A 14,680-nucleotide genomic window follows, 5' to 3' on the forward strand; every position below is an offset into this window, starting at 1 on the left:
GATGTCCGCGATCTACGACTTCAAGGCCAATTCGCTCGCCGGGGAAGAAGTGCCGATGCGCCGCTTCGAGGGGCAGGTGCTGCTGATCGTCAATACCGCGAGCAAATGCGGTTTCACGCCGCAATATCGGGGCCTCGAGGATCTCTACCGCGATCTCTCCCCGCGCGGCTTCTCCGTGCTCGGCTTTCCCTGCAACCAGTTCGGCGCGCAGGAGCCGGGAGAGGCGAGCGAGATCCAGGCGTTCTGCTCGACCAACTACGACGTCACCTTTCCGCTGTTCGAGAAGATCGACGTCAACGGACCGAAGGCGCATCCGTTGTACGAATACCTGAAACGCCAGCAATCCGGCCTGCTAGGGGCCTCCATCAAATGGAATTTCACCAAATTCCTGGTGGACCGTGCCGGCAAGGTGATCGCCCGCTATGCGCCGACCGCGCGGCCTGAAGCGCTGCGCAATCAAATCGAAACACTGTTGTGAGCGAGACAATCATGAGCGACGAATTTCCCGACCGCCTGTCGGTCGATCCGAACAGCCCCTATTACAACGCGGACATTCTGGCGCGCGACGTCGGCATCCGCTTCAAGGGCATCGAGAAGACCAATGTCGAGGAGTACTGTATCAGCGAAGGCTGGGTCCGCGTCACCGCAGGGAACGCCAAGGACCGCTACGGCAACCCGCTGACCATCAAGGTGCACGGGCCGGTAGAACCGTATTTCAGGGACAAGAAGTGACGGCGAAGCCGTCATTCCGGGGCGCGCGATAGCGCGAACCCGGAATCTCGAGATTCCGGGTTGGATGCTGCGCATCGCCCCGGAATGACGCCAACAGGAAGCTTGACCCCATGTCCGTCCGCATCGTCCTACGGGGGCTTCCCCGACGGCGTCCGCGTCGAGAACGGCCACATCACCATGCCCGATCTGCCGGGCATCGGCTTCGAGGGCAAATCAGATCTGTGCAAGGAGATGAAGGCCCTGGCGGAGTAGGTCCCGCTGACGCAACATCCTCCGTCATTGCGAGCGCAGCGAAGCAATCCAGAATCTTTCCGCGGAGGCAACCTGGATTGCTTCGTCGCTGCGCTTCGCGCAACGACCATGTGGCGGGAGCGTCCGCTACGACAGCCGCATATCGAGCAACCTGCGCCCCTCGCCCTTCAGCAGCTTCTTCACCGCGCTCGACGCCACGACCTCGCCGTCATTGGCGTAGGCCTCGTGGTTCTTCTCGATGTCGTCGAGGCGGTAGAGATAGTTGACCATCACGCCGGCGGATTCGCGCACGCCCTTGGGCGAGAGGTCTCCGAGCCAGTTGATGCGTTCGAGCCGGGCGCCGTTGCCGAGATGGAAGCGGGCGACCGAGTCGATCAGCTTGCCCTTCGGCGTACGCGCCTTCAGGAAATAATGCGCGGCGAGCGGCTCGATCAAGGCGCGAAGCTGCGTCGTCGTCTCAGGGTTCTCGAACCATTTGGGATCGTCGAGGCGCTTTATGAGCTCGCGGTCCTCGTCCGACAGCGGCAGGTCCCTGTCCTGCTTGATCCACTGCATGAAGCCCGGCACCGGCGACAACGTCACGAAGGTGTCGAGCTTCGGCAGCTCGCGGCGCAGTTCCTCGACCACCTGCTTGATCAGGAAGCTGCCGAACGAGATGCCGCCAAGGCCGCGCTGGGTGTTGGAGATCGAGTAGAACACGGCGGTGCGCGCGCGCTCGCTCGGCAGATGCTGGCGGTCGACCGCGAGCAGCGGCGCAATGGCACCCGGCATCGTCTCGGTCAGCGCCACCTCGACGAAGATCAAGGGCTCGTCAACCATAGCGGGATGGAAGAAGGCGTAGCAGCGGCGGTCGACCGGATCGATGCGGCGGCGCAGATCGTCCCAGTCGGAGATCTCGTGCACGGCTTCGTAACGGATGATCTTTTCGAGGATGTTGGCCGGGGTCGACCAGTCAATCCTGCGCAGCACGAGAAACCCCCTGTTGAACCACGAAGAAAGAAGATGCGAGATGTCGCGATCGAGCGCGGCGAGGTCGGTGTGTCCGTTCATCATGCCAAGCAGATCGGCGCGCATGGCGACGAGATCGCCGGTCCCACCGGGCGCACGGTTCAGGCGGCGGATCAGCTCCTGCCGCCGCGGCTCGGAGGCGAAATGCAGGCTGCTTGCGTCCTCGTCGGTCGGCTTGGCCCGCCATGTCTCGATCGCCTTGGCGAGGCGCTCCCGGTCCGGGCCGAAATCGCGCACCAGCGCTTCGAAGAAAGCGCGGCGTCCTGCCGCATCAAGATCCCTGTAGAGATCGAGCACCTCGCGCGCCATGGCGGTGCCGGAGGCTTCGCCCCGGCCCGACAGCAGCGCGCCGCAGAGCGCAATCAAGCCGTCGGCGTCGTGCTTGGTGTCAAAACCGTCACCGCGGCGAAGCAGCGTGCGGCCGCGCTCGGAGATGGTAGCGAGCAGGTCGGAGAAGAAGGCGTTGGCCATCTGGGCTTTCGTGTCAGGTTTGTGCGATGCGGAAGCTTACACGGGATTTAGTCGGAAGCCGATCACAATCAAGCCGGGGAATGCGGCATCTTTAGTCGGGCCTTGCGTTTGAAGAATGCTGGCATGCCGGGTGAGGGGCCGGGGATGTGCCGGACGGTGCTGACTCCAAAACGCGCTGTCATGCCCCGCGGAGGCGGGGCATCCAGTACGCCGCGGCCCGTCGGTTCAATCACCAGCGCTGGTGGAATACTGGATTGCCCGCCTTCGCGGGCAATGACACTGAGGGAGCGGCTATCCCTTCCCGGCAAACTCCGTCGGCGTCCGCCCGGTCACCTGCCGGAACGCCGCCGAGAATGCCGGCACGCTGGCATAGCCGAGCTGGGTCGCGAGCTGCTTCACCGAGACGCTCGCATCCGTCGATATCCGCTGGATCGCCGCCGCAATCCTGGCGCGCTGGCACCAGCTCTTGAAGCTCAGCTGCGTCTCGCTCGAGAACAGCCGCGACAGCGTCCGCGCGGAGGTTCCGACCTCGCGCGCCAGTGTGTCGATATCGTGCAGGCCGGTGGGATCGTCCAGCACGATCATCGCGGCGCGGCGGCAGCGCGGCTCAAGCGGCAACGGCACGAAGGTCGCCGAATCCTCGGCCTGGTGCAGTTCCAGCATGACGAGGCGGACCAGCAGTTCAGTCCGCTCCTCGGTGTTGCGCGCGTCGAACAGCGCGAGGATCGCCTGGTTGAGCAGCGGCGACACCCGCACCACGAATTCCCTGGTCAGTCCCTCATAGCGCTGTTCGCGCTTGAGCCAGGCGAGATCGAAATACAGCGTGCGCATCTCGATGTCGGCGAGCAGGTCGATGGCGTGCTCGAGCCCGGCCGGGACCCAGACCGCGCGGTCCGGCGGCACCAGCCAGCGCCCCCCGGGCGTCGTCACCTGCATGGTGCCGCGTGCCGCATAGATCAGCTGCGCCTCGCGGTGCATGTGCAGATCGATTCGCATGCCTTTGGGATAGTCGCGCGCGACCAGGTGCACGCCTGCGGTCGAGCGGTGGTTGCCCTGGACCTCCCGCAGGATTGGCGTTTCCAAGATTGGCGTTTCCAAGACAGTCATTGGCAGCATCCCGTCATGGCTCCGACATATAACTCATTTCGGAGCAGGAGAGGATTCGGGACATGAACAGCCCCAGCCGGGTCATCAGTTTCGTCAACGCAGGCCATTTCATCGACCACTATTCGATGCTGATCTTTGCCGCCGCCGTGATCATCATGGGCCCGGCGCTCGGCATGGCCTATTCGGAGCTGCTGCCCTATGCGACGCCGGGCTTCGTCGCGTTCGGCGCCGGCTCGCTGCTGACAGGCTGGCTCGGGGACCGCTGGAGCCGCCGCCACATGATGCTGATCTTCTTCGTCGGCATCGGCGCCTCGATGATCTCGGTCGGCTTGGTGCAGACCCCGGCGCAGCTCGGCGCCGCGCTGCTCGCGATCGGCATCTTCGCCTCCATCTACCATCCCGTCGGCACCGCCATGATCGTGTCCTATGCCGACCGGCTCGGCCGCGAGATGGGCATCAACGGCGTCTGGGGCAATCTCGGCGTCGCCTCCTCGGCGCTCGTTACCGGCGTGATCGGCCAATATCTCGGCTGGCGATTGGCTTTCATCATTCCCGGCGCCGTCACCATCCTGATCGGCATCGCGTTCGCGATGATGGTCGTGCACGAGGACCGCAAAGGCTCGAAGCAGGCGGCGGCGCAGGCGCGGGTGGCAAAGCAGGACATGTGGCGCGTGGTGCTGTCGCTCTTGATCGTGGTGATCGCGATCTCGACCACGTTCAATGCCGTCACAGTGGCGCTGCCAAAGCTATTCGCGGAGCGGCTGGCCGATCTCACCAAGAGCCCGGCGCTGCTCGGCGTCATCGCCGCCTGCGTCTACGTGTTCGGCGCGATGACGCAGTACACGATCGGGCGTTTGCTCGACCGCTACTCGCTGAAGGCGGTGGCGCTGCCGCTGTCCTTCATGCTGGCGCCGTTCCTGTATCTCGCCGCGGGCCTGAGCAATCTGCCGCTGATCGTGGTCTCGATCGGAATCGTCATGGGCGCGTTCGGGCAGGTCACGGTGAACGATGCCATGGTCGGCAAATACACCACCGAAGAGTGGCGCTCGCGCGCCTACGCGGTGCGCTATTTCGTCGGATTCACCGCGGCCGGGGCCTCCGTCGGGCTCGTCGCCTGGCTCTACGAGCAGGGCGGCTTCGTCACCATGCTGCACGCGTTCGCCGGCCTCTGCCTGCTCGCGATCGCGGCGGCGATCATCCTGCCGCGCGAGATCCGCTCGCCGCGGGCGGCGTGAGGCCTCCGTCATTGCTGTGCTGCGCTCGCAATGACCGGATGAGGCGGCACTCTGCCGACACCACCCATCATGCCATTATGCCGGTGTTTTGCCCGACGGCGCAAGTGATTTCGGCGATACCGAATTTTCCTCTAGCCCTTTTGACGCCATCTCTACTGTGCATGGGGTTGTTTCGCACTTTTTATTTTCGCCTCCTTTAACCCGCCGCGAGAATCGGGAACCTGCTGCACCTGTCGCTGGTTCTGCCCCAAGTGGCCCCGGCACCCTGCCGGGACAGTAGACGGGGAAAAGACACCTGCATGCAGTGGAGCCTGCTCCGAGCCGGCCTTGCCCCCGTGGCGCTTGTCCTCACCACCATTGCGGCCGGCGCTGCGGGTAGCAAATCCGGCGGCCCGTCCGAATTCCTGCTGGTGGCCCAGATCGTGCTGCTGATCGCGGTGGGGCGCGGCCTCGGCGAACTCATGCAGCGGATCGGCCAGCCCTCGGTGATCGGCGAACTGCTCGCCGGCATCATGCTGGGGCCGTCGCTGTTCGGCTGGATCTGGCCGGAGGCGCAAGCCGCGATCTTCCCGAAGACGCCCGAGCAGAAGGCGATGATCGACGGCATCGCCCAGTTCGGAATCCTGCTGCTGCTGTTGCTGACGGGCATGGAGACCGACCTCAAGCTGGTCAGAAAGGTCGGCAAGGCGGCAATCGCGGTCTCGATCGCCGGCATTCTGGTTCCCTTCGCCTGCGGCTTCGCGCTTGGCGAGTTCCTGCCCGATGCTCTGCTGCCAAGGCCCGAGCAGCGCCTGGTGGCCTCACTGTTCATGGGCACGGCGCTGTCGATCTCCTCGGTGAAGATCGTCGCGGTCGTCGTGCGCGAGATGAACTTCATGCGCCGCAATGTCGGCCAGATCATCGTCGCCACCGCCGTCATCGACGACACCATCGGCTGGATCATCATCGCCGTCATCTTCAGCCTGGCATCGCAGGGCACGCTCGACATCACTTCGGTGGCGAAGGCCGTGCTGGGCACGCTCGCTTTCCTCGCGGTCAGCTTCACCGTCGGCCGCCGGCTGGTGTTCCAGCTGATCCGCTGGGCTAACGATGCTCTCGTCAGCACCGCGCCAGTCACCACCGTGATCCTGCTGCTGATGGGCACGATGGCGCTGATCACGCATCTGATCGGCGTGCACACGGTGCTCGGTGCCTTCGTTGCCGGCATCCTGGTCGGCGAGTCCCCGATCCTGACACGGCAGATCGACGAGCGCCTGCGCGGCCTGATATCGAGCTTCTTCATGCCGGTGTTCTTCGGCCTTGCGGGCCTGGCCGCCGACCTCTCGGTGCTGCGCGATCCCCATCTCCTGCTGCTCACCGGGCTCCTTGTCGTGATCGCCAGCGTCGGCAAGTTCGGCGGCGCCTTTGTCGGCGGCACCATCGGCGGGCTGAACACGCGGGAATCGCTGGCGCTGGCGAGCGGCATGAATGCGCGCGGCTCGACCGAGGTCATCATCGCCACCATTGGCCTGTCCATCGGCGTGCTCAGCCAGAACCTGTTCACGATGATCGTGACCATGGCGATCGTGACGACCATGGCGATGCCGCCGATGCTGCGCGCGGCGCTGGCCAGGCTGCCGATAAGCAGGGAGGAGAAGGAGCGTCTGGAGCGGGAGGAATTCGAGAAGCGCGGCTTCGTCGCCAACCTCGAACGTCCGCTGCTTGCCGTCGACGAGAGCGTCAACGCCACCTTCGCCGCGCACATCGCGGGTCTGATCGCCGGTATGCGCGGCCTGCCGATCACCGTGCTGCATATCGGCAAGCGCGCCGGCGAGCAGGAGAAGATCCGCGACGAGGAGGAGAGCCACGAAGCGGTAGTGAAGAAGGCCGCCGAAACCGTCTCCGTCGATGGCGAGCGCGATGCCGGCAGCGTCGACGTCGCCACGCGTGCCAGGCGCTCCGAGCTCGGCGAGACCATCGCCGACGAAGCACGCAAGGGCTTTGATCTCCTCGTCGTCGGCGTCGACAAGTTCGCTGCCTCCAAGGACCGCTTCGACCGCAGGATCGAGGACATCGCGGCCAACTTCGAGGGACCGCTCGCGATCGTCGCGGCCAAGGGCAAGCATCTGAAGCAGCCGATGCCGGACGGTCTCAACATCCTCGTTCCGGTCTCCGGCAGCGGCGTTGCCAAGCGCGGCGCCGAGGTCGCGGTGGCACTGACGCAGGCCGGCTCGGGCTCGCTCCGGGTGATCTACGTCGCGACGACGCGCGACAAGGGCGCGCAGCGCGGCGCCTCGCGCGGGCTCAGCCAGGACACGGGCATCCTCAAGGACACCAGCGATCTCGCCGCCCGCTACGAGGTCGACATCACCACGACGCTGCGCGTGAACCGGGCGCCGGAGGCGGCGATCCTGCGTGAGATCGACACCACCGACGTCGATCTCGTCGTCATGGGCGTCGACCGCATTCAGGCCGACCGTCTCTCCTTCGGCGGCGTCGCCGACGCGGTGCTCTGGCAGTCGAAGGTCTCGGTGCTGCTGGTGTCGAGCGGCGAGGCCCGGCAGGCGCCAGTGGAGAAGGCTTAAGGCTTCGCCTCCGCGGTCGCCTGCGGCTTCGGCGCCTTCTTCGACGCGCGCCAATTCTCGAACCGCTGCACCACCACGAAGAACGCCGGCACGAACAGCACCGCGAGGCAGGTCGAGGCCAGCATGCCCGAGAACACCGTGATGCCGATCGACTTGCGCGCGCTGGCGCCGGCGCCGGTCGCGATCACCAGCGGCGCGACACCGAGGATGAAGGCGAACGACGTCATCAGGATCGGGCGGAAGCGGGCGCGCGCCGCCTCGATGGCCGATTCCAGGAGCGGCTTGCCGTCGCGGTTGTGCAGCTCGAGCCCGACCTCGACGATCAGGATGGCGTTCTTGGCCGAGAGCGCGATGAGCAGGATCAGGCCGATCTGGCAATAGAGGTTGTTGTCGATCTTGAGGCCCGAGAGGATCAGCATCGGCCCGAGCAGCGACAACGGCACCGCGAGGATCACCGAGATCGGCGCGTACCAGCTCTCATACTGGCCGGCGAGCACGAGATAGACCAGCAGCATGGCAAGGCCGAACACCCAGTAGATCTGGTTGGAGACCGCCTTCTCCTGATAGGACATCGCGGTCCATTCATAGCCGGTGCCCGGCGGCAGCGTCTTCTGCGCGATCTCCTCCATCAGCTTCAGCGACTGCCCGGAGGAGTAGCCCTGCGCGGGCAGGCCGATGATGGTCGAGGATGGATAGAGATTGTAGAGGCTGATCAGGGACGGGCCGATGGCCGGCGTGATCGTGGCGACGGTGCCGATCGGGATCATGTCGCCGTTCGAGTTGCGCACTTGCATGTTGGCGATGTCGCGCTCGGTGACGCGGAACGCCGGATCGGCCTGGGTATAGACCTGGAACACGCGGCCGAACTTGTTGAACTGATTGACATAGGACGAGCCGAGATAGGTCGACAGCGCCGCGAACACCTGGTCGGTGGTAACGTGCAGCGTCTGGGTCTTGATGCGGTCGATCTCGACATTGAACTGCGGCACCGACGAACGGAACGAGGACTGCACGCGCTGCAGCGCGCTCTGGCTCTGGCCGTTGCTGACCATCGCGCCGGTGATCGCCTGGAGTTTTGCGAAGTCGCTGTTGCCGTCGCGCAGCTCGACCTGCATCGAGAAGCCGGCGGCGTTGCCGATGCCCTGGATCGGCGGCGGCGGCAGCACGATGGTGCGCGCTTCCATGATGGTCGCGAGGTTGTCGTTCAGCCCGTACACCAGCGAGCGCAGGTCCTCGCCGGGTCCTTTGCGCGCGCCCCAATCCTTCAGGATGATGTAGGCAACGCCGGCGTTGGCAAGGCTGGCGCTGTTGTCGAGCGCGGAGATGCCGGCGATGGTGATGACCTGCTGGACGCCGGGCGTGTCCCTGATGATGTCGGCGGCCTTGTCGAGCACCTTCTGGGTCCGCTCCAGCGAGGCGCCGTCGGGCAGTTGCACGGCGGCGATCAGATAGCCCTGGTCCTCGATCGGCAGGAAGCCGGTCGGCACCCGCGACAGGCCGTAGCCGCTGAGCCCGATCACCACCAGCGCGAACGCGACCGAGACGGTGGCGTGCTTGACCAGGAACGTGATCAGCCGCGTGTAGCCGCGCTCGACGCGGTTATAGACGTTGTTGAAGCCGCGGTAGAAGAAATTGCGTTGCTCCGGCGGCACGGCCGGCCGCAGCCACAGCGCGCATTGCGTCGGCTTCAGCGTCGCCGCGTTGATGGCGGAGAGCAGCGCGGTTGCCGCGATCACCAGCGCGAATTGCGAATAGATGCGCCCGGTGAGGCCGGCGAGGAACGAGGCCGGCAGGAACACCGAGATCAGCACCAGCGTGATGCCGACGATCGGCGCGAACAGCTGGTCCATTGCCCTGATCGCGGCGTCGTGGCCGTTCATGCCCTGCTCGATATTGTGCGCTGCGCCTTCCACCACGACGATGGCGTCGTCGACCACGATGCCGATCGCGAGCACGATCGCGAACAGCGTCGACATGTTGATGGTGAAACCGAGCGCCGCCATTGCCGCAAAGGCGCCAATGATGGTGACGGGCACCGTCGTCGCCGGCACCAGCATCGCGCGCCAGTCCTGCAGGAACACCAGGATCACGACCAGCACCAGGAGGCCGGCCTCGATCAAGGTCATGTAGACCTCGTGCACCGAAGCCTGCACGAATTTCGTGGTGTCGAACGGCGTGTCGTACTTAATCCCTTGCGGGAAGGCTTTTGCGAGCTCCGCCATCTTCTTCTCGACGGCCTGCTCGACCTCGAGCGCATTGGCGCCGGGCGACTGGAATACGCCGATGCCGGTGGCGGGCTGCTTGTTCAGCGAGAAGATCTGGCTGTAGGTCTGTGCACCCAATTCGACCGAGCCGACGTCGCGCACGCGCGTGACGTCGCCGCTCGTGCCTGACTTGACGATGATGTTCTCGAACTGGGTGGGGTCGTCGAGCCGGCCGTTGACGTTGAGCGTGTACTGGAACGCCTGTCCGGGCGGCGTCGGTGGCGCGCCGACCTGGCCGGCGGAGACCTGCTGGCTCTGCTGCTGGATCGCCTGGATGACGTCCTGCGGCACGAGGCCACGCACCTGCAGCTTGTTCGGATCGAGCCAGACCCGCATCGAATATTGGCCGGCGCCGAACACCGTGACGTTGCCGACGCCGGGAAGGCGCGAGAGCTCGTCGCGGATGTTGATGGTGGCGTAGTTGCTCAAGTAAAGGCTGTCGAAGGTCTTGTCCGGCGAGGTCAGCGTCACGAACAAGAGGATCGAGGTCGACCGCTTCTGCACGGTGACACCCTGGTTCTGCACCGCCTGCGGCAGTTGCGACAGCGCGCTGGAGACGCGGTTCTGCACCAGCACCTGCGCGAAGTTGAGGTCGGTGCCGATCTTGAAGGTCACGGTCAGCGTGTAGGTGCCGTCGGAGCCGCTATAGGACTGCATGTAGAGCATGTCCTCGACGCCGTTGACCTGTTGTTCGATCGGCAAGGCAACTGTGTCGATCACGGTCTTGGCGCTCGCGCCGGGATAGCGCGTCGTCACCTGCACCGTCGGCGGCACAACGTCGGGATATTGCGCGATCGCGAGGTTGAACAGCGCGACACCGCCGATCAGGATCATCAGGAGCGCGATGACGTTCGAGAGGACCGGCCGCTCGATGAAGAACTTTGAGATCATGGCTGGCAGCCCTTCACTTGGCCGACGCCTGCGGCTGGTCGATCTTGCTCACCTGAGGATCGATCTTCTGGCCCGGGATCACGCGCAAGAGCCCCGCGATCACGACGCGATCTTCGGGCTTCAGCCCATTCTCGATCACGCGCAGGCCGTTGTCGGTCGGGCCGATCTGCACCTTGCGCTGCTCGACCACGTTGTCGCCGTTGACCACGAGGAGATAGCGGCCGCCCTGGTCGCTGCCGAGCGCGGTGTCGGGGACGAGCAGGGCGCTCTTGTCCTGATCGAACGGCACCCGGACCCGGACGAAATAGCCGGGCAGCAACACCCGCTTGTCGTTGGGCACGACGCCGCGCACCGCGAGCGTGCCCGTCGACGCATTGAGGGTCGGCGAGACGTAGTCGAGATGGCCTTCATGCGGATAGCCGGTCTCGGTCTGGAGGCCCACATAGATCGGCAACTGCTTGAGGTCGGCGACGGTCAGCCCGCGGCGGGCCGCTTCGGCGCGGATGCGAAGGACGTCCTGCTCGTTGACCGTGAAGTTCACCCAGATCGGGTCCATCGCAACGATGGTTGCGAGCTGGGTCGGGGATGAGACGCCGACGAGCTCGCCGACCGAGGCCATGTGTGCGCTGACGATGCCGTCGAACGGCGCCGTCACCCTGGTGTAGCCGTAATTGACCTCGGCAATTCTGGTATTGGCCTGGGCCTGCTGCAGATTGGCCTGTGCGTTGTCGCGGTTCGCGGTCGAGGTATCCAAGGTCGACTGCGAGACCGCCTGGCGCTGCACCAGCTCCGCCTGACGCTTGAAATCGGTTTCCGCCTGCTTGAGCGAGGCTTGCGCGCCGGCCTCGGCCGCCTGCGCCTGCTCGAGCTTCAGCTTGTAGGTTTCCGGTTCGATCGTGAACAACTGGGTGCCTTGCTTGACGAAGCTGCCGTCCTGGTAGTCGATCGACTGCAGGAAGCCCTGCACGCGCGCGACGAGATCGACGCTCTTGATCGGCGCGGTGTTGCCGGTGGCTTCGACATAGCGCGTCACCGGACGCTGCACGGGCGTCGCCACGTCGACCTTGGGCGGCGGCGGCGCGACGAACGTGTTCTTGTCCTCGCAGCCGGCCAGCGCGACCACGGCCGCGGTGGCGGCCAATGCTCGCCCGATATGTCCCCACGCTTCGTTACGACGTGCGGAAGAAGCGGAATTGGCTGAGGTCATTCGGTGGCCCCCGATGATTGTCTGTCGGTGCGGCAGGCTACCAACAAATGCCCTTGCGTGGAACACCATAGCCATGGCAGTCACCGGCCTTGCACCGCAAACGGCGATCGAGGCCTTCGCGCTGTCGCGCGACCAGCTCAACAAGATGGCTCAGAAGATTCCGGGCACGCGGGTGCTCGACGAAACCTTCAAGAAGACGTTGACCGCCGTCGCCGTCCCGCTCGGCCACGGCCAGGCCTTGGCCTTCGTGACCACGTTGATGACGGACGCAACCACGAACGGCACGCTGCGCAAGGCCTATGACAATAATGGCCTGAAGGACGCGCCCATCCGGACGGAGTAGGGCAGGCAGGCCTGCGCCGCCCGCTGACGTTACGGCTCCGCGGTGCGAATGCCCGCGGGGCTCACCTGCAGCTTCAGCGTCGATGTCTTGGTCAGCGCCTTGCCGTCGAACGAGAAGGCGAGCAGCTCGTTCTCGACCATGCACTGCGCCACGACATGCTTGGAGTCCTTGGACCACACCGCGCCCTGACACCAATGGCCGATCTTGGCTTCCGCAACCGGCGTCAGATCGGTGCCCGAGATCCGGTAGACCTTGAGTAGGCCGAAATCGTTGAAGAAGGGCGAAGCCGACGGCTTGTTCGAGCCGTTCATGACGGTGACGGCGACGTGGTTGCCGTCCGGCGACATCTTGACCGCCTCAGGCGTCTGCCCGACGGTAACCGTGGTGACGACCCGGATTGGCTTGGCCGTCATGTCGATCAGGCTGATCGTGTCGTTGTCGCCGCTGCCGGTTCCGACATTGCCGACGACGGCCGCGGCGCTGCCGGCGAGGTCGATGTCGTAGGGGCGCACGCCTGCGGAGAGATCGCGCTTGGCGTACTCGACCTTGTTGCCGTCCACGGAGAGAAGCGAGATCTTGCTGTCGCCGTCGCGCGTGACCAGGGCGGTCGCGCCATCGCGCGAGAACACGGCGTGGCTCGGGCCCGACTTGGCGTCGCCGAGCTGGATCTTGCCGGCCGGCGCCAGCGCGTTGCCGCTGATGGTGAACACCGAGACCGTGCCTTCGCTGCGGTTCGCAACCAGCGCCAGCGTGCCTGCGCGGTTGATCGAGACGCCGGCCGCACCGGCGCCGGCCTGAAGCGTCGCGAGCACCCTTGGCGGTGTGGATTTGATATCGATGACCGAGAGCTTGTCGTCGGGCACCGTCTTGGTGGGATCGGCCGGATCGACCTTCATGGCGCCTGTCACCAGCGCAAACGAACCATCCGGCGCGATCGCCACGCTCGGCGGCGGCCCGACGACGCTGGCGGGGGCCGGCACCTCGCCGAGAAGCTTCAGCATGCCGTCGGTGAGATCGATGACGCTGACAGTATCCGGCAGCGGTTGCTTGCGCACCACGGCATTGCCGTTCTCCAGCACCATCTTGCCGTCATTGGCGGTAACGATGATCTCGGCCCGGCAAGTCACACTTGCGAGGCTGGCCAGGGATGTCGCGAGCAGGGCTGACGCGGCATGGTGTGCGCGGGTGCGAGATGCGGATTTCATGTTTTCCCCCGGGACCTGTTGTCGCCTGAAGCTAAATGCAACCGGGTCGATTTCGCAACATTCCACACCGGCATTTTTTGCGCCGTTGCATGGAAGCCGTTGCATGGAATAAATGTCGGTTTGATCATGGACCCGTTCGGCGGTGACCGGGACCACTGCCGGCACGGCGATGAAAATTAGCCCGCCTTGGCGAGGCGCCAGGCGGTCAGCACGTCCATCCCTTCTTCGCCAGAGCTGCCGGCGAGATCGAGAGCCCTACAATGTCCGGTGGCGGTTGCAACTGCTCCCTCAGCGGGGCTTGATCTCCGCGTAGTTCGCCATCGCGCGCTCGAACTTCCGGTTGAACAGCCACATCGCGGCGAGAATCTCGCGGAAGCTCGCCGAGGTCCGTGCTCGGTCGGCGTGCCCGAAGGCGAAGATGCTGTTGTTGCGCAGGTGCTTCATGACCGTGGGGCTGGACACCCGGTAATTCAGGAGATCGCCCGATTTGAGCGCGGACCTCGTCGGAGTAGGGACAATCTGGATCAGCTCGAACAGCTTCATCTGGTCGATCGGGTCGGGCAGCGTCTTCACGATGGCGGGGATCTCCCGGAACAGATCCGCATGCGCGTTCATCAGGCCGTCGCGGACATTGGTCCAGTGATTGAAGCGGTGATCGGTGCCGCGGGCGCGGGCCTCTTCCCTGTCGTCGCGCGCGCTCAGCTCGGGATCGAAGCGTGCGATCTCGCCCTTGATCGCCTCCCATTTCCTGCGGCCGTTGCGGTCCTCGGACGGGCCGGTCTGGAAGCTGCCCATATAGGTGTTCGAGCGCCCGTTGCGGACGTTCTGCTTGCCGTTGGTCTCGGCAAAGAACAGCCCGAGGCTGATGCGGCCCGCAGCTTCCGCGTGAACCGGCGCGAGCCCCTTGGCGCGCGCGATCGCAACCGCGAGATCGACGACGTCCTTGAACGGCGTCGGCGAGTTCTGCGCATCCGCCGGCGGCGCCTCCATGATATCGAACAGTTTTCCGTATTCCTCGATCAGCGGCTCGATGTCGGCATCGAAATAGGCCGGAGGGATCTCGAACTTGTTGGGCCGTCCGATCCGCGACGGCATGGCGTCAGTGAGATCCTTGTAGCTGCTGATCACGGCGACGCGCGCGAGATAGAGCGCCTGGCCCGGCAGGTTCGGCAGCGGCTGCTTCGCGTCGATCTGCTTGCGCCGCTCGGCGAGGATGGCCTTGAACTCCCCGAGCGCGCGCTCGTAGTTCGCGAGCGCCTCGGCTTGCCGCGTCGTCGGCGCGCCCGTCTGTGCAATGGCGGGTGCCGTGACGAAGAAGGCAACGGCCGCAAAGGCCGCGGCGGCAAGTCGTCTCGATCCCATGACTGGTTCCCGTCAATTCGATGGCCAGGGAGATCGTAA

The 14,680-nt window shown here is 65.1% G+C and carries 10 protein-coding genes and 2 pseudogenes; 6 read left to right on the forward strand and 6 right to left on the reverse strand.

The window, feature by feature from the left end:
* Position 1: 1 nt before the first annotated feature.
* From ACVWY3_RS38650 to ACVWY3_RS38660, 3 genes and pseudogenes are all read left to right on the forward strand, one after another.
* Positions 2–478: a glutathione peroxidase gene (locus ACVWY3_RS38650; RefSeq protein WP_456843136.1), complete on the forward strand. Its 477-nt coding sequence runs from the start codon at positions 2–4 to the stop codon at positions 476–478.
* Positions 479–489: 11 nt separating this feature from the next.
* Positions 490–732: a DUF3297 family protein gene (locus ACVWY3_RS38655; protein ID WP_035730878.1), complete on the forward strand. Its 243-nt coding sequence runs from the start codon at positions 490–492 to the stop codon at positions 730–732.
* 129 nt (positions 733–861) lie between these two features.
* Positions 862–984 (forward strand): annotated as a pseudogene (locus tag ACVWY3_RS38660) (mandelate racemase); the annotation flags it as partial.
* A 126-nt stretch (positions 985–1,110) separates the two neighbouring features.
* Here ACVWY3_RS38660 and ACVWY3_RS38665 read toward each other — a convergent pair.
* Positions 1,111–2,463, reverse strand: a complete 1,353-nt coding sequence (locus ACVWY3_RS38665; protein WP_456843137.1) for a malonyl-CoA decarboxylase — start codon at positions 2,461–2,463, stop codon at positions 1,111–1,113.
* 291 nt (positions 2,464–2,754) lie between these two features.
* Positions 2,755–3,579 carry an AraC family transcriptional regulator gene (locus ACVWY3_RS38670; RefSeq protein ID WP_456843138.1) on the reverse strand — a complete coding sequence of 275 codons (825 nt, stop codon included), beginning with the start codon at positions 3,577–3,579 and terminating at the stop codon, positions 2,755–2,757.
* Between the two features lie 53 nt (positions 3,580–3,632).
* Between ACVWY3_RS38670 and ACVWY3_RS38675 the strand changes: the two genes are divergently transcribed.
* Both ACVWY3_RS38675 and ACVWY3_RS38680 read left to right on the forward strand, forming a co-directional pair.
* Entirely contained in the window at positions 3,633–4,805 is a 1,173-nt protein-coding gene (locus tag ACVWY3_RS38675) for an MFS transporter (protein ID WP_456843139.1), read from the forward strand.
* A gap of 299 nt (positions 4,806–5,104) precedes the next feature.
* Positions 5,105–7,369 (forward strand): cation:proton antiporter domain-containing protein, encoded by a 2,265-nt coding sequence (locus ACVWY3_RS38680; protein WP_456843563.1) that lies wholly within the window; start codon positions 5,105–5,107, stop codon positions 7,367–7,369.
* Here the strand turns inward: ACVWY3_RS38680 and ACVWY3_RS38685 are convergent.
* The gene (locus ACVWY3_RS38685; RefSeq protein ID WP_456843140.1) at positions 7,366–10,524 is read right to left on the reverse strand and encodes an efflux RND transporter permease subunit; all 3,159 of its coding nucleotides are present in this window, start codon (positions 10,522–10,524) and stop codon (positions 7,366–7,368) included. The genes ACVWY3_RS38680 and ACVWY3_RS38685 overlap by 4 nt on opposite strands.
* 13 nt (positions 10,525–10,537) lie before the next feature.
* Positions 10,538–11,731, reverse strand: coding sequence for an efflux RND transporter periplasmic adaptor subunit (locus ACVWY3_RS38690; protein ID WP_456843141.1), 1,194 nt, complete (start codon positions 11,729–11,731; stop codon positions 10,538–10,540).
* A gap of 106 nt (positions 11,732–11,837) precedes the next feature.
* On the opposite strand from ACVWY3_RS38690, the pseudogene ACVWY3_RS38695 reads away from it, so the two are divergent.
* Positions 11,838–12,074 (forward strand): annotated as a pseudogene (locus tag ACVWY3_RS38695) (amino acid ABC transporter substrate-binding protein); the annotation flags it as partial.
* A 29-nt stretch (positions 12,075–12,103) separates the two neighbouring features.
* Here ACVWY3_RS38695 and ACVWY3_RS38700 read toward each other — a convergent pair.
* Positions 12,104–13,279, reverse strand: coding sequence for a YncE family protein (locus tag ACVWY3_RS38700; protein WP_456843142.1), 1,176 nt, complete (start codon positions 13,277–13,279; stop codon positions 12,104–12,106).
* A 288-nt stretch (positions 13,280–13,567) separates the two neighbouring features.
* On the reverse strand, positions 13,568–14,641 hold the full coding sequence (locus ACVWY3_RS38705) for a hypothetical protein (protein WP_456843143.1): 1,074 nt from the start codon (positions 14,639–14,641) through the stop codon (positions 13,568–13,570).
* Positions 14,642–14,680: the final 39 nt, after the last annotated feature.

The organism is Bradyrhizobium sp. USDA 4486 (genome assembly GCF_054057995.1).

Bases quoted from the DNA above. Each gene is read 5' to 3' on its own strand.
- ACVWY3_RS38650 (WP_456843136.1), top strand. From the start codon at position 2: ATGTCCGCGATCTACGACTTCAAGGCCAATTCGCTCGCCGGGGAAGAA.
- ACVWY3_RS38655 (WP_035730878.1), top strand. From the start codon at position 490: ATGAGCGACGAATTTCCCGACCGCCTGTCGGTCGATCCGAACAGCCCC.
- ACVWY3_RS38665 (WP_456843137.1), bottom strand. From the start codon at position 2,463: ATGGCCAACGCCTTCTTCTCCGACCTGCTCGCTACCATCTCCGAGCGC.
- ACVWY3_RS38670 (WP_456843138.1), bottom strand. From the start codon at position 3,579: ATGCTGCCAATGACTGTCTTGGAAACGCCAATCTTGGAAACGCCAATC.
- ACVWY3_RS38675 (WP_456843139.1), top strand. From the start codon at position 3,633: ATGAACAGCCCCAGCCGGGTCATCAGTTTCGTCAACGCAGGCCATTTC.
- ACVWY3_RS38680 (WP_456843563.1), top strand. From the start codon at position 5,105: ATGCAGTGGAGCCTGCTCCGAGCCGGCCTTGCCCCCGTGGCGCTTGTC.
- ACVWY3_RS38685 (WP_456843140.1), bottom strand. From the start codon at position 10,524: ATGATCTCAAAGTTCTTCATCGAGCGGCCGGTCCTCTCGAACGTCATC.
- ACVWY3_RS38690 (WP_456843141.1), bottom strand. From the start codon at position 11,731: ATGACCTCAGCCAATTCCGCTTCTTCCGCACGTCGTAACGAAGCGTGG.
- ACVWY3_RS38700 (WP_456843142.1), bottom strand. From the start codon at position 13,279: ATGAAATCCGCATCTCGCACCCGCGCACACCATGCCGCGTCAGCCCTG.
- ACVWY3_RS38705 (WP_456843143.1), bottom strand. From the start codon at position 14,641: ATGGGATCGAGACGACTTGCCGCCGCGGCCTTTGCGGCCGTTGCCTTC.